Source organism: Acetivibrio mesophilus, from assembly GCF_004102745.1.
Taxonomy (GTDB): Bacteria; Bacillota; Clostridia; order Acetivibrionales; family Acetivibrionaceae; genus Hungateiclostridium; species Hungateiclostridium mesophilum.
Genome location: NZ_RLII01000002.1, coordinates 301,439 through 321,626 on the forward strand (window position 1 = coordinate 301,439; position 20,188 = coordinate 321,626).

General features: G+C 37.7%; 14 protein-coding genes. 4 read left to right on the plus strand and 10 right to left on the minus strand.

What is annotated here, in order from left to right:
- Window positions 1-5: 5 nt before the first annotated feature.
- The 3 genes from EFD62_RS03580 to EFD62_RS03590 all read right to left on the minus strand — a co-directional run bounded on the left by EFD62_RS03580 (window position 6) and on the right by EFD62_RS03590 (window position 4,302).
- Window positions 6-1,364, minus strand: coding sequence for a PFL family protein (locus EFD62_RS03580; RefSeq protein WP_069194050.1), 1,359 nt, complete (start codon window positions 1,362-1,364; stop codon window positions 6-8).
- A 13-nt stretch (window positions 1,365-1,377) separates the two neighbouring features.
- Complete coding sequence (locus EFD62_RS03585) at window positions 1,378-1,647, minus strand: ACT domain-containing protein (RefSeq protein ID WP_069194051.1); 270 nt, start codon at window positions 1,645-1,647, stop codon at window positions 1,378-1,380.
- Between the two features lie 81 nt (window positions 1,648-1,728).
- Window positions 1,729-4,302 carry an EAL domain-containing protein gene (locus EFD62_RS03590; protein ID WP_069194052.1) on the minus strand — a complete coding sequence of 858 codons (2,574 nt, stop codon included), beginning with the start codon at window positions 4,300-4,302 and terminating at the stop codon, window positions 1,729-1,731.
- Between the two features lie 290 nt (window positions 4,303-4,592).
- Between EFD62_RS03590 and EFD62_RS03595 the strand changes: the two genes are divergently transcribed.
- Together EFD62_RS03595 and EFD62_RS03600 are read left to right on the plus strand one after the other, a co-directional pair.
- On the plus strand, window positions 4,593-5,900 hold the full coding sequence (locus tag EFD62_RS03595; protein ID WP_069194053.1) for a putative DNA modification/repair radical SAM protein: 1,308 nt from the start codon (window positions 4,593-4,595) through the stop codon (window positions 5,898-5,900).
- Between the two features lie 20 nt (window positions 5,901-5,920).
- The gene (locus tag EFD62_RS03600; RefSeq protein ID WP_069194054.1) at window positions 5,921-6,658 is read left to right on the plus strand and encodes a TIGR03915 family putative DNA repair protein; all 738 of its coding nucleotides are present in this window, start codon (window positions 5,921-5,923) and stop codon (window positions 6,656-6,658) included.
- A 9-nt stretch (window positions 6,659-6,667) separates the two neighbouring features.
- Here EFD62_RS03600 and EFD62_RS03605 read toward each other — a convergent pair whose 3' ends face one another.
- From EFD62_RS03605 to EFD62_RS03625, 5 genes are all read right to left on the minus strand, one after another.
- On the minus strand, window positions 6,668-8,254 hold the full coding sequence (locus tag EFD62_RS03605) for a cellulase family glycosylhydrolase (protein ID WP_172406026.1): 1,587 nt from the start codon (window positions 8,252-8,254) through the stop codon (window positions 6,668-6,670).
- Window positions 8,255-8,326: 72 nt separating this feature from the next.
- Complete coding sequence (locus EFD62_RS03610; RefSeq protein WP_128705744.1) at window positions 8,327-9,868, minus strand: anti-sigma-I factor RsgI family protein; 1,542 nt, start codon at window positions 9,866-9,868, stop codon at window positions 8,327-8,329.
- Window positions 9,868-10,629: an RNA polymerase sigma-I factor gene (sigI, locus tag EFD62_RS03615; protein ID WP_069194057.1), complete on the minus strand. Its 762-nt coding sequence runs from the start codon at window positions 10,627-10,629 to the stop codon at window positions 9,868-9,870. Before sigI ends, EFD62_RS03610 begins: the two co-directional genes overlap by 1 nt.
- A gap of 196 nt (window positions 10,630-10,825) precedes the next feature.
- Window positions 10,826-13,042 (minus strand): copper amine oxidase N-terminal domain-containing protein, encoded by a 2,217-nt coding sequence (locus EFD62_RS03620; protein ID WP_069194058.1) that lies wholly within the window; start codon window positions 13,040-13,042, stop codon window positions 10,826-10,828.
- A 239-nt stretch (window positions 13,043-13,281) separates the two neighbouring features.
- Window positions 13,282-15,552, minus strand: a complete 2,271-nt coding sequence (locus EFD62_RS03625; protein ID WP_128705745.1) for a methyl-accepting chemotaxis protein — start codon at window positions 15,550-15,552, stop codon at window positions 13,282-13,284.
- A gap of 524 nt (window positions 15,553-16,076) precedes the next feature.
- On the opposite strand from EFD62_RS03625, the gene EFD62_RS03630 reads away from it, so the two are divergent.
- Window positions 16,077-17,105 carry a DNA helicase PriA gene (locus EFD62_RS03630; protein ID WP_128705746.1) on the plus strand — a complete coding sequence of 343 codons (1,029 nt, stop codon included), beginning with the start codon at window positions 16,077-16,079 and terminating at the stop codon, window positions 17,103-17,105.
- On the plus strand, window positions 17,089-17,913 hold the full coding sequence (locus EFD62_RS03635; protein WP_235832554.1) for a TPM domain-containing protein: 825 nt from the start codon (window positions 17,089-17,091) through the stop codon (window positions 17,911-17,913). Before EFD62_RS03630 ends, EFD62_RS03635 begins: the two co-directional genes overlap by 17 nt.
- Before the next feature lie 87 nt (window positions 17,914-18,000).
- On the opposite strand, the gene EFD62_RS03640 is transcribed toward EFD62_RS03635, so the two are convergent.
- A complete protein-coding gene (locus EFD62_RS03640) occupies window positions 18,001-18,321 on the minus strand; it encodes a putative heavy metal-binding protein (RefSeq protein WP_069194062.1) in 321 nt (106 codons plus the stop codon).
- 106 nt (window positions 18,322-18,427) lie between these two features.
- Window positions 18,428-20,188, minus strand: coding sequence for an ABC transporter ATP-binding protein (locus tag EFD62_RS03645; RefSeq protein ID WP_128705747.1), 1,761 nt, complete (start codon window positions 20,186-20,188; stop codon window positions 18,428-18,430).

Here is a 20,188-nt window from a genome sequence, read left to right on the forward strand (position 1 = left end):
AAATCTTAGTTTCTAAGACTGTTGAGAGGTGCAGGTATTCTTCCTCCCCTATTTATAAAATCCTTACTACTGAAATTATTAACCTTCATTACCGGGCCTGAACCCAACAGACCACCGAATTCAACAACATCTCCAACCTTTTTGCCCGGTGCAGGAATTATCCTTACCGCAGTCGTCTTGTTATTGATTACTCCTATAGCCGACTCATCAGCTATAATAGCTGAAATAGTCTCTGCACTTGTATCTCCGGGAACTACTATCATATCTAGCCCTACAGAACACACACATGTCATTGCTTCAAGCTTTTCGATGGTAAGTGCACCCTTCATAACTGCATCAATCATACCGGCATCTTCACTTACAGGAATAAAGGCACCACTTAGCCCGCCAACCGAAGAGGAAGCCATTGTACCGCCTTTTTTGACAGCATCATTAAGCAATGCCAAAGCAGCCGTAGTTCCATGAGTACCGCACTTTTCAAGGCCCATTTCCTCTAAGATATGAGCAACACTGTCTCCTATGGTTGGTGTAGGCGCAAGGGACAGGTCAACAATACCAAAGGATACTCCCAACCGCCTTGAAGCTTCCCGGGCAACCAACTGGCCCATTCTGGTTATTTTGAACGCAGTTTTCTTAATAGTCTCTGAAACGGTTTCAAAATCAGCCCCTCTTACTTTTTCAAGGGCGGATTTAACAACTCCGGGACCGCTCACCCCTACATTTATAACACATTCCGGTTCGCCAACTCCGTGAAAAGCTCCTGCCATAAACGGGTTGTCCTCCGGGACATTTGCAAAAACAACCAACTTAGCACAAGCCAAGCCTCCATTGTCGGCACTAAGATGGGCTGCCTTTTTTATTATATGTCCCATTTCCCTAACTGCATCCATATTAATTCCTGCCTTGGTACTGGCAAGATTGACAGACGAGCAAACCTTTTTTGTACTACTCAGGGCTTCCGGTATAGAAGCTATAAGCTTCCTATCTCCAACAGTATACCCTTTTTGAATTAGCGCAGAAAATCCGCCTATAAAATTGACTCCAACCGCATCTGCTGCTCTGTCTAAAGTCTCGGCGAATTTTACATAATTCTCCTCATCACTGCTTTCCGCTACAAGCGAAATAGGTGTCACGGAAATTCTTTTGTTTACTATAGGAATACCATACTCCTTTTCAATATCCTCTCCAACCTTAACAAGATTTGCCGCAAGTCTAGTAATCTTATTATAAATCTTCTCCCTTGATTCCTTTGCACTGGAACTGGCACAATCCCTCAGGGATATTCCCATAGTAATTGTCCTGATGTCAAGATTTTCCTCTTGAATCATCTTTATTGTTTCAATTATCTCAAAAGGCATTAACACCTGTATTTCCCCCTTATATACGATGCATGGAATTAAAGATATCTTCATGCTGGATCTTTACAGAAAGACCCATTTCAACACCTTTATTCTCAAGCTGTTCAGATAACTCCGCAAATTGAACAGAGAGTTTGGATATATCCACAAGCATCACCATGGTAAAAACATCCTGCATAGTGGTCTGAGAAATGTCCAAAATATTTACGCTACAGTTGGCAAGAATATTGCTGATACCAGCAATAATACCAATCTTGTCCTTTCCAATAACAGTTATAACTGCTCTCATAATTACTACCTCCCTTTTATAAAGAGTATTATACTATCGGGAGACTATAATATCAATACCGTAAAATCAATTGGTATTCTTCTAATCAATGATAAAACGCTCTTTTTCTCTTAACATTTTTTCAATTTCCTCTGCAGGCAACGGTTTGCTGAAGAGGTACCCTTGAACCTTGTCACATCCCTCTTCTTTAAGGAATAAAAGCTGTTCCTTTGTCTCAACCCCTTCGGCTACAACAGTGAGATTAAGTTTGTGGGCAAGGCTGATAACAGATTTTGCAATAGCCTCCTCTTTAGAATTGGCTGTTATGTCTCGTACAAAACTCTTGTCAATCTTTAGAGTGTCTATAGGAAGCTGCTTTAAATAGTTTAGCGATGAATATCCAATTCCAAAATCATCAAGAGATACCCGAATTCCCTTTTTCCTCAACTGGTTTACTACATCTATTGTTAAATCCAAGTCTTGCATAGCAGTACTCTCAGTTATTTCCAACTCCAACAATTCAGGCCCCAGTCCAGCCTCACAACGAATTCTATCTATCATCTCAACAACGTTATTCTGTTGAAACTGTCTTGCAGACAAGTTTACCGCTATCAAATGAGGCTCTAGTCCGGAGTCAATCCATTTCTTGTTCTGCATACACGCAGTTTTAAGAACCCACTCTCCAATAGACACGATAATGCCGGACTCTTCTGCAATAGGTATGAATTCCATCGGAGGTACGAGTCCATAATCCGGATGATACCATCTTAAAAGTGCTTCAAATCCTACAATTTTACCGTTTCTGATATCAATCTGAGGCTGATAAAACAGCACAAATTCTTCTCTTTCAACTGCTCTCCTTAAACTGTTTTCAATATCCAGCCTTTGAAACACCTTTTGGTTCATTGACTCGGTATATAGCTGGTAATTATTTCTTCCCAATTCTTTGGCTCTATATAATGCTGTATCCGCATTCTTGAAAATAGTTTGCTGATCCTCTCCGTCATTGGGATAAATACCAATGCCCATGCTTGCAGTTATATAATACTCCTTGCCTTCAAGTATCCACGGTTGCTGGAATTTCCTCAGAATTCTGTCAGCAGCTCTGGTAGCATCGCTTATATCCTTTATCTGAGGCTGAATAATAATAAATTCGTCCCCTCCAATTCTTGCAACCGTATCAACTTCCCTTAAGTAGCCCTTGATTTTCTCCGCAACCTGTTTGAGGAGCATGTCTCCGACCGAATGTCCCAAGGTATCGTTGATAGCCTTAAAATTATCAAGGTCCAATATAATCAACGCACACATCTCATTATTGCGTTTTGATTGGGCAAGAGCCATTTTCAGACGATCCGTAAACAGACTCCTGTTGGGAAGTCCGGTCAGCGAATCGTAATACTCCATGTTATATAAAATTTCTTCCTTCTTCTTAATTTCTGTAATATCTTTAAGGGCAATAACTGTTCCGATAATCGCACCGGAATTGTTTCTGATTGGTGCTGCAGCACCTGACACAAGCTTTTTTCCATGCCTGGTCATCAGACTTATGTTGGTTCCAAGATTCATCAGTACTCCCAGATTTACTACGTCTTTTATCGGAATTTTGAACACATTTCCATTCTCATCCACCAACCCCGAAAGCAGCTTATCCAGCTTCATGCCTGATATCTCGTCTTCCGACAGACCCAATAGTTTTTGAATTTCATAATTGCTGAAGGTAACAGTCCCGTTTTCATCAGTTGTAATTACCGCCTCTCCAATGCTTGATAAGGTTATCCTGAGCCATTCATGCTGCTTGCGAAGCTCTTGGTATGCTCTTGATATCTTTTTCTTAAGGTTTCTTATATAAACTTGCAAAAGTACCAAAAGAATGAATACTACCAGCATTGCAGTTAAATTTTTGATTCTTTGTTTCCTTTTGTAGAAGTCTGAATGCCGAAAGAAGTGTTTTCTATACAATTCTTCATATGTACCGCTCTTTTTTACACTATCTAAGCGCTCGTTAATATCTTTAACGAGCTGGGGATTTTTTTTGCTTACTCCATAAGCCACCTTAACAGGAAAAAGATCTGTCTTGAGGGGAACAATTTTACCCGTTAACCCTTTTTTTATTAAGTAATGATTTACAACGTCCTGATTCTCGAAAATTATATCTATCTCCCCATCATCTAAAGCATCTACCGCCTCTTCCACATTAATAAAGCACGTGTAATTGCGAATACCCACCTTGTTTCTCAAAATATGCTCACTGTACTGCTCTTTTCCCACTCCTACCCGATATCTTCCAAGGTCTTTTATGTCAATATTCTGACTTCTTTCTTTTGAATAGATAGATATATACATACTCAAAACCGTATCGGAGAATAAAATATCCTTTTTCCGCTCTTCATTTACAACGAGCAAACCACAGGTGTCTATCTCTCCTCTCTTAAGTTTTTCATAAACTTTTTCCCATGTGTTGAATTGATAACCAAAGCGATAGTCATTATTTGGAAGTATATATTGATTTAACTCAATTTCAAATCCACGGATTTCATCACCTTCCAAAAACTTAAATGGAGGATAATTTAATTCAGTTTCATATATAATTGTATCTGTTAAGGCATATGTAGCCTGACAAAATATCAATAGCATTAAAAAAACACAAAGAATTATTTTATAACACTTGATTATCATCTTATTCCTCCGGATTAAGATTGTAAAGCTCAAAACTCATACGAAACAATGATGGATCTGTAATGTTTGAATATAGAAGCGAAACATTAATACTACTAATCAAATCTAGCTTATAAAGCTAGACATAATAAAAAGACTATATAATTATATTATATATAATATTTGATGCTTTTTTCAACCTATTTTCAATAAATATAGCTCAATTTGCATATAATTATCCGAACAAATGTTTGATTTTCTTCTGGCCTTGTGGTAAAATTTATTTAGCAACTTTCAGGAGGTGCATTTTAATGGAGCTTCAGAAAAAGCTTGAAATATTATCTGCCGCTGCAAAGTACGATGTTTCATGTTCTTCCAGTGGTAGCAATAGGAAAAACACTAAGGGCGGTCTTGGAAATGCAACATCCTGCGGCATTTGTCATAGCTGGGCTGATGACGGAAGATGTATTTCCCTTCTAAAAATACTTTTTTCCAATTACTGTGTATATGATTGTGCCTACTGTGTTAACAGATCTAGCAATGATGTCCCCAGAGCTGCTTTTACACCCCAAGAAGTAGCTGATCTTACCATAAACTTTTATAGGCGAAACTATATTGAAGGATTGTTTCTCAGCTCTGCAGTAACAAAAAACGCCAACCATACAATGGAGCTCCTGTATGAATCAATAAGACTTTTGCGGGAAGAATACAAGTTTAATGGGTACATACATGTCAAGGCCATTCCCGGTGCTGATCTTGCCCTTATCGAAGCTACCGGCAAACTGGTAGACAGAATGAGTGTAAATATTGAGCTACCCTCTGAGAAAGGACTTAAGCTTTTGGCCCCACAAAAAGAAAAACAAGCTATATTAAAACCGATGAATTTCATATCATCCAAAATAGCAGAAAAAAAGGACGAAATAAAGGTATTCAAAAAAGCACCTTTGTTTGTTCCCGGAGGTCAGAGCACCCAACTCATCGTAGGAGCTACCAAAGACCACGATATGAACATTCTAAAGCTTTCTGAAAACCTATACAAAAAATATAACCTCAAAAGGGTTTATTATTCTGCATATGTACCTGTATCCAAAAATCCGCTTCTGCCCGATCTGAAGACACCTCCACTCCTTAGAGAACACAGGCTTTACCAGGCTGATTGGCTTTTAAGATTCTACGGTTTTTCAGCCGACGAGCTTCTTGACGAACGTAATCCTGATTTTGACCCTCAGCTTGACCCTAAAGCGAACTGGGCAGTTAATAATATTTCCCTCTTTCCCGTTGAAGTAAACCGTGCAGATTATGAAATGCTGCTGCGGGTTCCGGGCATTGGAGTTCGCTCTGCAAAGAAAATCATTATGGCAAGAAAAGTTAAGTCCCTATGCTTTGAAGACCTGAAAAAATTGGGTGTTGTTTTAAAGCGGGCGAGGTTCTTCATTACATGTAAAGGCAAGTATTTCTTTAACTATAACATGGAACAGCTTCTAATAAGGCAAAACCTGATTAATGGCTGGGAAACCGATGAGAAAAAGCAGGAATGGGAGCAAATATCGATTTTATCGTTAATACCGGAAAAACCTACGCTCCAGGACAAGCTAATGAGCATAACCGGTGAAATATAATTATACAGGTGGTATATATAATGGTCAACTATTACTATGATGGAACCTTTGACGGACTTTTGACTTCCGTATACGAGTCATATTACGGCATTGAGCCTCCCGACAAGATTCTTCGCTGCAAAAATTTACAACAAAGCATCTTAGATAAGGATATTGATATTGTCACTGATAGTGAAAAAGCTTCAAAAGTTTATGAAGCAATACATAAAAAGATTTCATATGACGCCTTAAGAAATGTCTACCACGCCTATTTGTCCGAACTCGATGAAATCGATACTTACATATACCAATATTTAAGATTCGGCTTCAAAAAGGGTAAATCAGTAGACCTTTATCTTACTTCTGAAGAAGTTCTTAAGGTTCATTCTGCTGCTAAAAAGGTGCGGACCGAAAGTCATCTAATGCTGGGTTTATTGAGGTTCAGAAAGCTAAATGGGGGCCTTTATTATGCCCCCTACAGCCCTGTTTACAATATTACCGCTTTAATATCCGATCATTTTGTTCGGCGTCTGTCCGATCAATTCTGGATAATACACGACACCAAAAGAAACCTTGCTGCTGTATACAATATGGTAGAATGTGTTCTAACAGACCTCCCTGAAGAGCTTCAGCATCAATCTCTCAACACTGATGACTGCTTTGAAGATCTGTGGAAAAAATACTTCGACAGCATTTGCATAAAGGATAGAATCAATCCAAAGCTGCAAAAACGTAATATGCCTGCAAGGTATTGGAAATATCTGGTCGAAAAACAGTAGCAGCTCGTCTTATTCTATCATTTTAAGTATTTTCCTTCTTAAAATTGACATATCCGTAGAATTAATCTTCCCATCATTATTCATATCTGCAGCCTGCCTGCCGGTCGGTGCGGGAAAGTCTTCAATAATTTTAAGCAAAAACCTCTTTATCCATGTGATATCAGTTGAATTAACCTTACCATCTGCATTCACATCACCCTTTTCTATTTCAGGAGAAGATGATGGTGTAGGCAAAGGCGTAATAGTAGTCGTTGGTGATGTTTCCGGAATATGGCCACCATAATATTCAGTTACAGTGATTCCATTCGAGCCAAGAGGTATCTGATGATCAAGACCTATAAACTTTCCTTCGGATGTCTGCCATAATGCCGGCTTCAGTAAAGCATACTTCTCTTCATCCCAAGTTATGAAATCATGGTATACAAGTCCGCCGGTATCGCCGGAATTTGCATTGTAGCACCAGAAAGTATGTGCTATTTTATTTTCAATCATATACTCTCGCAGAGCCTTCATCCATTTCTCGTTGTCTCCGCCATCCATGAATCCTCCCCACTCACCCATTAGTAGAGGAGCAATGTTTTCTTCGTGTATGTACGCCCAGTTATCTCTCCAACAGTCATTATATAAGGTTTCTTTGTTAAATCCTTCATAAAACCAAGGTTGCTTATGTACAAGGGGACCGTAATCATGGGGTGAGTATACAAGCTGTTTCTGGTACTTACCGAGATTAATTGGATAATCCCTTACTCCTCTTAAATTTCCACCCCACCAGTTGTAAAAATATTTACTCTCTTTTCCCCATTCATCCACTGCAGTATAATCATAACCAGGCTTCGGATAAACTTCAACCCCTTCAACTACAATGAGAATATTTGGGTTAATTGCAAGAATTCTCTCTGCACATGTCTGTGCAGCATGTTTCCAGTTGTTTAGATCGGTAGAACCGTCCCACTTTGCCATTGGTGTAGTGCCTGGCGTACCATGGGGTTCATTCTTGAGATCCAGTGCAAGAATTGTATCATCATTTTTATATCTTTCTGTTAACCATTCCAGAGTTGAAATCCATATCTCTGTTGTAAATGTGCCATCATACCATACAGGATATATATGCCCCATAGCATCCGTTGATGGGCTGTGTATATCCACCATAATCTTTATTCCGGATTCTTTACAACTCTGAACGGCGAAATCAAAAAGCTCAAGGCTGTTCATACCGTCTAGCTCCGGGTTTACAAAATCATTAACATTGGCTGAAGGATATACTCCCTGTGACCACTGATATAAGAGTTCCGTTGAAATAGGTATCCTCAAAAAGTTTATTCCCCTGTCTGCCATACCCTGAATAGCCTCTCTCATATTGCAGCTCCATACCCCATCAAATACATTGGTGCCGGTATTGAATCCAAACCAGTTACAACCGGTCAACCAGACCTGATTACCATACATGTCTACTATTTTGTTGCCTTCGACATGCAACCAGTCATCATTATTTGGATCGGCTGCAATAGTTGGACCCCTAAAGGATATAAAAGGCAGCAAAGTTACAGTCAAGATCGCAAATATTAGTAACAAAGCTCTAATTCTTTTCAATTTCATTACCTCCTAAAAAAACTTACTTAATATATTTATAGTTAATTCGTTGACATGTTTAAGTTTTAGGGGATTTAGTTATGGTTCTGTTCCCCATTTTAATTCCCCTGAAATATATGCTGTAATCTTATCCCAGTCTACATATTCGTAGTGATGGGAACTAAACGAATAGTCGTCCCCTTTATCATATTGTGTATTGTCGGTTTTGGAAAAACGTGCATTCAGTTCAACGCTTTCTCCCGCTTGAAGCTCTCCCGCTTCTTTGACAAATCCAATTTCAACAAAGGTGTCTGCTCCTGTTCGGGGTGATTTCATCTTCACAAAACTTCCGATAACATTGTGAGCTCCAATAGACGACCAATCGCAATTAAACCTCTGCTCACTATCACCGTCTATAGTATAGTAATATCTTAATTTCAAGTCCGCGAGATTCACAGATGTATTTCCGGTATTTATCACGTTAATTCTAACGTAAATTACACCGCTTTCTGATAGGGTATTATTGTTGTAAAACCTTACTTTGACACTCTGTTCACCGCTCGGTGCCTTTGTCGGAGTCACTGTAGGTACAACCGGTACCTTCGTAGGAGTGGCCGTAGGTGCAACCGGTATCTTCGTAGGTGTCGCTGTAGGTGCAACCGGTACCTTCGTCGGGATTGCTGTCGCTTCAACCGGTATCTTTGTGGAAGTCGCTGTTGCTGCAATCGGTGTATTCGTCGGAGTCACTGTAGGTGCAATCGGCGTATTCGTAGGTGTCGCTGTTGTGGTAACTGGCGTATTCGTTGGAGTCATTGTAGGAAGCTTCGGTGTGCCCACCGATTCAATCGATGCCGTAGCAGTTTCAGTAGGTAGCACTTTCTCCGCTTCAATCATACCAAAGTTTTGACCTGAAAGCAACTCTTCCAATGGTTCTGACACAATAGACTCAATTGTGACTTCTTCTCCATCCTGCCTTGCCATCTCATAAATCATGTATTTACCCATGGAAACTTTATTTTCCTGTGCCTTTCTTCTTTGCTCTTTTGAAGCCACTACAAACCTCATATCAATGTCCATATCCAAACTCTTAAAATCTGACACCAAATTATGAATGAGTTTGTATTCAAAATTATTCCCCTCTTTTGCACCTTCACTATTTAGTGCCGTAGAGATTAATACAATATTCTTTTTATCATCCTTTGCTATAAAACCATACTTTCTGGACTTATCAATGAGATCTAAAATCACATCTTCAAGCAATTCATCCTTATATGTTAACTCTTCCAATATCTTTTTTGCATCCTCGTTAAGCGGTTCAGCACTTAAAACAATGCCATCCCTGTTTACTGCAAATTCAACACTAGGATTTACATCCACATCGATATATGCAAAAGCATCTCCAAAATTAAACATACTAAAATATGTAAACATAAATACAAAAACGGCGGCTATACCTGCTATAACAGCAGAATACATAAAACCAATACCTTTTTTGCTATTTTCAATTACGTCCTGTTGGCCAAATAAAATCTTCTGTCCCAAAAACATGCCGTCCCTTGTTTTTACCGCTTTAAACTCTCCAGTTTCTGTAACAATTATAGTTTTTTTCTCTTTTATTTTTATTACTACTCCAAGATTCATTATTGTCCCCTCCCTTCTTCAGGCTCCTTGAAAAACTGCTTTATCTCATCAAGACTGCTTCTTAAAACCAAGCTCACCGCTATTATGAACTTTCTATTCCTCTCTACAGTTTTTCGATGGACACTAACCAACCCCATTAATTCAGATAGTGGAATGCACTTCTTGCGAAGAAGTTTATCAAACAACTTATCATTCTCGGCCAAAACTCTGGCAATATTGATGCAAAGTTCCCTTGAATCCTTGTGTTTTGGTGAATTCACTACAAGATCCTCAAGGGTAATTCCAAACTGCTTTAACTGCTGTTCAAACTGCAGAACCTCTTCTTTTACTTCTATATTCTCATAAAGGTAATGACTATCAGAGACCAGATATTTTTCTTCGAAGTCGTTTCTCTCCTCAAAATAGGAAAAAGGTATAACATTGCTGTATTTCTTGTTTTTTCTTATGTAATCGATAATTCTATGATTTACTACCATATTGCAATAATTCGTAAAGTTCCCATTTATATCAGGATTAAAACCATCTATAGCTTCATTAAATGCCATAAGTCCCACACTATACTCCTCACTTACCTCAGGGTCAACATATCTTCCAAGAGTACTGGATATAATCTTTAATAGGTATGGTCTATATTTTTTAATAAATTTTTCCTTTAATTCCGTGTCTCCATTTTTGATCTTTATAACAATATGATTTATAGAATCAACACGAGACTTTTTTTCTCTTTTTCTTAGGTCAGATAATAAGTTGGGCTCAAACAAAAAAACCACCTCTTAGAAATTAATGCGATATGGTAGCAAGTTTTCAGTTGGACATTTATATGGAATTCGATATTATTGCTTAAAATCCCTTTAAAATCTCCGAAAACTAATTTATTAGATTTATCACCACAAAAAAGGAATACCCTCCAAAAGGATATTCCTTTTTGCTACCCACATAAAATTTAAATTAATATGTTTAATTAATATACAGCATATCAGTCAACTGGAAGTCTACTACCAAATCGATAAATTCCTTAGTCCTGAAATTATATATATACAGAATCTTTTTATTTGAAAATGGCGTCTTTGGTGCCTTCTCAACTCCATATACAAAGTAGTAATCACCTTTTGCTTTTATGACCTTATCAACATCAAAATAATCTTTGAGCTGCTCGCTATTTCTGGAATTTATGCAATGGAATGAATTTACTTTACTGTCGGTATCCAGCCCTGAGGTAAATATAAAATTATCAATTTTCTCCCAGTACTCCACTTGGAAGTTTCCTAAAAGCTCTTTAAACTCATTTGAATAAAGATAAACCTTACTTCTCTTTATATCTGCTTCGTTACCGTTTACAGCCAAACTATCCCCCAATTCATCCCACACTTTGGTTTCCATTCCAAGCACCAGGTTTCTAATTCTCATATTATAAGTTGAGACATTCTGATCATATATTAATAGTGCCTGTCTTTGCTTATCGGTTATTCTGTCAATATCCTCGACAGCTATAAATGTCTTTTGTCCAACTGTCTTAATATTCTTTATTTTGACTATATCACGAGCCATAGATGTTTTATCCTTGTCAAATATATAGAGCAAATAGTCCTTATCATCTTTGTTTTGCAAATGTACCAGCAGGTTGTCATCCTCGAGTAAAAAGCCCTTAAATGTAACACCTTTATATATTGTTTCAACATCTGATAAAACCAAGCATCGTGGTTGATCATTCGGTTTGTCTTTGGAATATGTAAACAGATTTTCCTTCTTTGTGTAAGACGGAACACTTATAGTCTTAAATGACTTTGCTGTAATAATACTTTTGGTCTGGTTTAAGGCAATAAACATCCTATCGTTATAGTCTACAATATCCTCAACTTTTACAGTCGTTGCCTTGACATCTGCATCTTTGAATACCGAATCCGGCATAAACAGGTCATAAATATCATATTTCGTTGTATTCTTTGTTGAGTTTCTCAATACCAAGAAATAGTCTTTTCCGCTTTTAGCAGCTACAGTAACTATGTTATTTGTACCGTCTTTATCTTTAAACTGGACTGTCCTGCTAAGGTCAATATCAAGGTCTTCATGTAAAATCCTGAACTCAGTACCATTATAGCATGCGAAAGGCTTAGTATCTCCCTCAGAGCTAACTGCACTAATGAAAAGAGTATTGTCCTCTATCATTGTCTCCTTGATAATAAACTTATCCTGCAACAATCTCGGATTCCATGAAGATTTGTCAAAAACCAGCAAAGAGTATCTTCTTAAATCATCATATTTGTTGATTATTAATTTATCATTTAAAACAACATACTGACCCATTGCAAAATTATCTGCAATCAGATAAATACTCCGGCCATCAAATCTGTAGACACTGTCCCTCTTCTGCCTTCTGTCATAACCATGCAACAGAAGGTTTCCATTGAACTCTACTTTTTCCTTTATCTCAAAGTTGTTTATCAGAACTTCAAATTTGCCGTTTCTGTATGTAACAAGATTATTTGTATCGTTTTCCTTATCAAACAGGGTTATAAGAAGTCCTCCGTTATAGGTAATAGCATTTTTGATTTCATTACCTTTTAGGGAAATAGAACTAACCGTCTGACCATCATAAATATATACCATCGGCACCTTACCCTTTTGGTCATAGAAGAGAACCGTACCGGTATCAAACTTTCCTACTCTGCTTATAGATATGGTTTTATCCTCCGGATTCCAGTCAACAAAAGAACCGGAATTCTCAGCTACAAATCGAAGCGGGACAACAGTGTTGGAATCTACTATTGTAGGTGCAATATCAAGAGGAACCTCATATCCGTCTACAACAGCCTTATTAGAACCTATTGTAAGTTTTATTACATTTCCCTTATATGTTGCAGTAACGGTTTTTGTTGCATCATCCCAATCAACACTGTACCCAAGTTCTTCAAAAATTGCCCTGAAAGGAACCAATGTTCTACCGTTGGATATGAAAGGAGCAACCTTAAGCTCCTTATTAGCGGTCTTTGATGTATAATTCTTTTTGTTTACAGTAAACTTTAAGTCAACAAAATCGGAAGTAACAATCTTTCTAGAGTCGCTTTGGTTAGCCCCGTCTGCATAACCACAGACTGCTCCCATTGAAACCACTGTGAATAAAGTTGCAAAGATAAGCCCCTTACCCAATGCTTTTGCCAAACGAGTTTTCAACATGCTTTTCCCCCCAAAATCCTAGAAATTAATGAATTGCAATCTTGCGTCAGTCCAATACAAATTGCATGCAAAGCATAATAATATCAGCTCATGAATTAAATATTAACATACAATTATAACCAAGTCAACATAGATAATACAGCGCAAACAGGGTTAATTGCCGCTTGCTGCTGAGGCAATCAACCCTGTTCTTAAACCATCTGGTGTAAAATCAAATTTTGAAAATATAGTAGTATAAATTACGATATTTCTTCAGCTTTTTTCTTCAGGTCTTGCGACAGATTGAGCAAGTTGGTTGTTTGCTCTAATAATGACTCCTGACATTTTATCTGTTCATTCATTGCCGCACTTACATCAGATATATCCTGAATATTGGACTCAGAGCTTGCACTTATATATTCTACCGTAGATACTATTTCATTGACAAAGTCATCTATATGCGCAAATACCTGCTTAATCTGAGACACATTTGATGTTATATCGTTCAAAAACTCAATATTTTTATCAAAGCTTTCCGTTACATTCATTACTGAACTCTCAGTATTCTCAGCAACCTTATCCAACTTTAACACAACTTTGTTGGTGTTGTTAATTTTTTCAATAAGATTATGAATTATCTGGTCTATGTTGCCCGATAGGTCTTTAGTTTTTGAGGCCAAGTTTCTAGTTTCTTCCGATAGCAAATGGAATGTCTTTCCCTGAGCTCCTAATCTGGCCGATTCAATAGCTGAATTCAGGGCAATCATTTTTGTTTGCTCTGAAATCTCCTTTATCTGTCTAGTAAACTTTGTTATTTCTCTCGAAGTTTGAATAAGCTCTTTAGATTCCGCGCCTATCTCATTCATAGCGGTTCTAATATTTTGAGACATTTCATGCAGCAGACTAACTGACATTCTATTATCCTCACTAATATCCTTTGACTTGGAAATTATAGCATCTACATCTTTCATGGTATCCTTTGCCTGATTAACTTCATCTTTAGTTAAAGCAATCTGCTTCTCCCCTTCTTTCACAGCCTTGCCCTGCTGAAAACTCTTTTCTTTTACAACTTCCAAAATAGCATTCGTTTGCTCAATTGAAGCATATGTTTCCTCAATCTTTGAGGATACACTTGAAGATGCATCAACTGTGATATCTGAGGCATGTTTAACGCTCTTAATCAATTCATTCAGGTTGCCTACCATCTTCGCAAAACTTTTGCTGAGCTTACCTATTTCATCTTGTCTTTCTTCTACCTTAAACTCTATGGATAAATTACCGTTACCCACCTTTTCCATCATTTTTACCAGTCTCTTTATATTCTTTGTAATATCCTTATTGACATATTGAGATAAAAGTATTCCCACTGCCAGACAAATCAAACCGATAATTATTACTTGTGCCGAAACTTTGTTAACACTTTCGGTAATCTTATCAACAGCTGTAACGGTCACAATAGTCCAGCCTAGGTTTGTGCTGTTAATGTCATCTATTGATGAAAAAGTTATCAGCATATCCTTTCCATGCAGCTTGGTTGTAAATGCTCCGCTTGGCTCGGATTTAACCCTCTTGAATATCTCTTCGTCAATATATAAATTCTGTTCTTTGTCTTCTTGTCCCATATCATTGATGGATAGACCCATATGCTCTGTTTTCATGGGATTCATTACAATGTTATTGTTGTTACCCACAAGATACATAACTCCATCATAAGATAAATCCACATCATTAAGCACCCTGCCTAAATTTTCATAGTTGATATAGAAGAATAACTGTCCCTGACTTTTTAGGCTTGTCTTTGAATAAATACTTTTTACTAAAGCAATTACCTTACCGGATAAACCCGTAGTATCCTGATGAATTCCTATATCCTGTATATAAGGATCATACCACTTTGATTTTTCCCCGCTGTCTATAAAGGCTTTAACACTTTCAGCTTCTTTTATATTTGCAGTGGCTTTTAATGTCTGTTGCCCCGAAAACGTAGTTATGTAATTATTAGAAATCGCCATAATACTGTAGAAATGATTGCTTTTCTCTTCCACATTATCTGTCAATACCACTTTCAACTGACTGGAATATCTACTTTGTGAAGCCTTATCTTCCGTATTGTTCAACTCCGAAATAATATCCGTTATTTGCGCATCCCTGCTCAAAACCATAGCTTCCTGTTCCATAGTTTCAAGAATCATCCGCATATTTGAGGTGGCTTGCTTTGAAACCTGCAATGTCCCATCCTTTGCCTGTTCTATTAGAATATTTCTTACAATTCCAAAAGAGTAAAAAATTACTATCGACAAGGATACTGTAAGAACAATAGTAACAATTACATTAAGTTTAATTCCTATACTTACGTCTTTCAACCTTAAAAAAGGCATAAAATTGCCTTTCTTTTCACCGGATTTTTTCTCGGTGGAATTCTTAGAGAAATAAGATTTTAATACCTTTATTTCTTTTAATCTTTTTAGTTTTTTTAAACTAAAGTCTTTGATTTTGCTGTAAAATTCTTTTACATCAAATACGAACTTCATAATTTGCACCTACCCCTTTTGGTGTAGTAAATACACTTCATTAAAAACATCGTCAAATTATTCAACAAATATTACAAGATAAATATTACAACTAACAGAAATATTAGACGACTCAGCAATACCATTATGCAAATAAATATCAGTAACAGACAGCATATATAACTGTAGGCAGGCTCACTTTATAACAGAAAACAATTTAAAAAGCGGAAATGCTATACTTTTTTTTCAAAATTATTTACCCTATATAATTAAATTATAACATATAAGTTCGCTTTTGTTAATAGCAAAAGCTTGCAAAGATTTATTTATTTCTTGCTATTCTAAATTTTTATTATCAAAATATTCATATTTATATAGGCTTATTTCTAATTAAATCAACTGTTTGACACCCGTTTTTTTTGACTGTATAATTTAACTGAGAGTACAACTTGTTATATTTTTGATGTATAAGTTTGTCGTCCTATCTGAAGAATTAAGAAACAAAATAATGTTCGTATCATTACTATTTGAAAAGGAGGATGTAAATGACCTCAGTAAAAGAGTATAAGTGCCCCAGTTGCGGTGCCGGATTGGATTTTGACCCACCTTCTCAGAAATGGAAATGCCATTATTGCTTCAATGAATACGAAAAAAGCCAGTTTGACAAGTTTGATGAAGAGGAAATTCTCAATGAGGATATGCCTGAATTGGATTCATATATTTGCAACAGTTGCGGAGCTGAATTGATCGCAGATAATACCACTTCCGCCACCTTTTGCATTTACTGCAAGAGTCCTGCAGTTATTAAATCAAGATTTTCCGGACGATTCAAACCCAAAAGTGTAATTCCTTTTAGACTGACAAAGGAACAGGCAAAAGAAACATATCAAAAGTGGATAAAAAAACGCATATTTGCTCCCAAAGACTTTAAATTGAAAGAGGAAGTTGACAAAGTAACCGGAGTTTATGCTCCCTTCTGGCTGTTTGACTGCAAAGCAGACGGATTTATCAGCGGAGAAGCCACCAAGGTCCACTCGTGGCAGCGTGGTGACTATAAATACACTCAAACAAAGTATTACAGCGTTGTAAGAAGAGGTAATGCCCGTTATAAAAAAATTCCTGTGGATGCATCCAAAAAGATGGACGATAAATACATGCATCTTATTGAGCCCTTTGATTACAACGATATAAAAGACTTCTCCATGAAGTATATGTCCGGCTTTATGGCCGAAAAATATGATGTTGAAGCAGCTGATGCTTCAGCTATACTGAAAGATAGAGTGAAAGATTATATGTCGGAAAGGTTAAGGGGAACTGTTAACGGGTATTCTTCCTACACCACCAACAGCAGACAGGTAAACATATCCGAGATCGAACAGTGTTATTCAATGCTGCCGGTTTACCTCCTAGTAAATAAGTACAAGGATAAGAGCCATATATTCATGGTGAACGGACAGACAGGCAAGGTTGCCGGGGATACTCCCCTTTGCCTTCCAAAGCAAATACTTTTTGCTGTAGTTGTGTTTATTCTTGTATGGATAATAGGTGTGTTTGGAGGTGCTTTACTTGTATAAAAAGACAAGCGTTTCGTTATTAGCTGTATTGTTTTCTATTTTTATCCTATGTATTGCACAAATCGGAGTCTATGCCGAAAACTCCAACAACGTCATAGACTATTTAAATTATCTTACCGATAGTGAAATTACGAATCTTCAAGCTGACATTGACAGCATAAAAAACACCTACGGTCTTGACGTCGTTATTGTTATTACCGATAACACCGATGGCAAGTCTTCCCGTGATTTTGCCGATGATTTTTTCGATTACAACGGGTATGGTATAGGCAGGGATTACTCAGGCCTGCTGATGCTTATTAACATGCAAGATAGAGAAGTATGGATATCCACATCCGGTGAGGCCATTGATATTTTTACGAACAGCAGAATTTCTACAATGGAAGACAATATAATAGGTCCTCTATCCAATGCTAAATATTATAATGCATGCAGGACGTTTATCAGCGATGTCAAAAGCTATGCCAATGCTGGTGTTCCCCGCGGACAATACAGGGTTGAATCGGACATGACCTACGCTGACAAGGTATCTCGTACGATAAAGTCCCTGCCGGTATATATAGTTGCCCTTATTATATCTGTAGGATCTACATTGGTATTGTCTTTCTCCAGCAAAGGTAAGGTTACAATAAACTCCAGTACCTATGAGGAAAACGGTTCTTTCGTGCTCTCTGAAAGAAGAGATGATTATATAAGAGAGTCCACGGTAAAAACGAAAATTGAGAGAAGTTCAGGCGGAAGCCAAAAGAGCAGTACACACACCAGCAGCAGCGGTAGAACCCACGGCGGCGGTGGTAAAAAATTCTAACAATTGCATTACTAAGCCCTGTGAAACCCGCATGATTCTCCATCAGGCAGGTATTCACAGGGCTTTTTGATTATACTCAACTCATCATTACTCAATTACCACCGCAGTACCCGAAGCCGTCACCATAAGCATATTTCCGCCCTGCCCCAGTACTTCATAGTCAACATCTACTCCTATTATTGCATTGGCACCAATCTGTGCTGCTCTATTGGACATCTCCCGAATTGCTCCCTCTCTAGCCTCTATTAATTCGCCTTCATAAGACTTAGAACGGCCTCCGAAAAAATTTGAAAGACCGGCAGCGAAATCTTTGATAAAGTCCACACCGGAAATAACCTCTCCAAAAACTATCCCCTTATATTCAACAACCTTTCTACCTTCCACCCCATTTGTTGTGGTTATAAGCATCCCAATCCCTCCAATCTTGAATTATCTACTGCAACTACACTAACATTATATAATAAATATATTACATATTGCATCATCTATAGGATATTATTCATATATTTTTACATCACTGCACAAATTGACTATTATACAAATTGGCATAAAAGCCTTTTAGCGAAAGCAACTCATCATGGGTACCCTGCTCGATAATATCACCGTCTTTCATAACGAGAATAATATCTGCTTCTCGTATCGTGGACAAGCGGTGTGCAACAATAAAACTTGTACGACCCTGCATTAGTCTTGCAAAGGCCTCCTGAATTTTTATTTCGGTACGGGTATCAATTGAAGATGTCGCCTCATCTAATATAAGCATGGGCGGCAAACAAAGCATAACACGGGCAATGCTGAGCAATTGCTTCTGTCCCTGCGAAAGAGTTCCTCCTTCTTCGCTAATGACAGTGTCATAACCGTTTTCCAACCTTTTAATAAAGCTGTGAGCATGAGCGGCCTTTGCCGCAGCAATGATTTCTTCTTCCGATGCCTCCGGTTTGCCCATTGTGATATTTTCACGAATTGTGCCGGATTTCATCCATGTATCCTGCAATACCATACCATAGTTTTCTCTTAAGCTATTTCGGGTGATGTTTCTAATATCTATCCCCTCTACTTCTATACTGCCGGAATTAACGTCATAAAAGCGCATCAAGAGATTGATCACAGTGGTTTTTCCGGATCCAGTGGGCCCGACAATCGCCACACGCTGTCCGGGTTTTACTTTAAGATTTAAATTCCGAATCAAAGGACGTTCTGACACATAGGAAAAAGCCACATTTTCAAAAAGGATATTGCCACTAGCCTTTTCAAGTACGATCGCATTCTCTGCATCCGGAATTTGAGGTTGTTCTTCAATCAACTCAAAAACGCGAGCTGCGCAAGCAAAAGCATTTTGCATCTCGGTTATCACACCGGAAATTTCATTGAAAGGTTTTGCATATTGGTTGGCATAGCTTAAGAATATGGAAAGTCCACCTACCGTCATTGTGCTGCCTACATCCCCACCAATAATCGCTATGGCCCCTGCAAGGGCAACTGAGGCATAAACAAGGCTGTTGATAAACCGGGTTAAAGGGTTTGTTAAAGATGAAAAGAAAACAGCTCTAAGCGAGCATTTTTCGAGCCTCTCATTAATCTCATCAAACTTTTTCAGTGCTTCTTCCTGATAGGAAAACGCCTGAACTACTTTTGCATTGCCAATCATTTCTTCTATAAGCGAGGTTTGCTCACCACGGGTTTCGGACTGCAGCTTAAACATGGAATAAGTACGCTTTGCAATAAAATTTGCAACAAAGAGAGAAAGCGGCGTAAGAATAACTACAATAAAAGTAATCTTTACATTAATGGTCAGCATGAAAATTAGCGTACCGATAATTGTAACAATACCTGTAAAAAGCTGTGTAAATCCAATCAAAAGTCCCTCGGCAAACTGGTCAACATCAGCAATTATACGGCTTACAATTTCACCATGGGAATGGGCATCAATATATGAGAGGGGTAAAATTTCAATTTTTCTAAAAGCTTTTTTACGAATATCCCGCACCACTTGGTAAGTAATATTGTTGTTTATTGTGTACATCAGCCATTCAAATATAGCAGTTATACCAACGGTAAAAGCAATTCTGACAAGAATTTGAGCAACTGCTTTAAAATTTACATTATCCGGTCCTATAATACAATCAATGGCATTACCGATGAGAATAGGTACATAAAGAGTTAATGCCACTGTAGATGCAGCAAGCACAATGGAAATCGTTAGAAGGGTACGATATTCCTTAATGTATTTGAGAACCTTTCGTAGAGTATCTATCTGACTTTTCTCTTTTTTCAT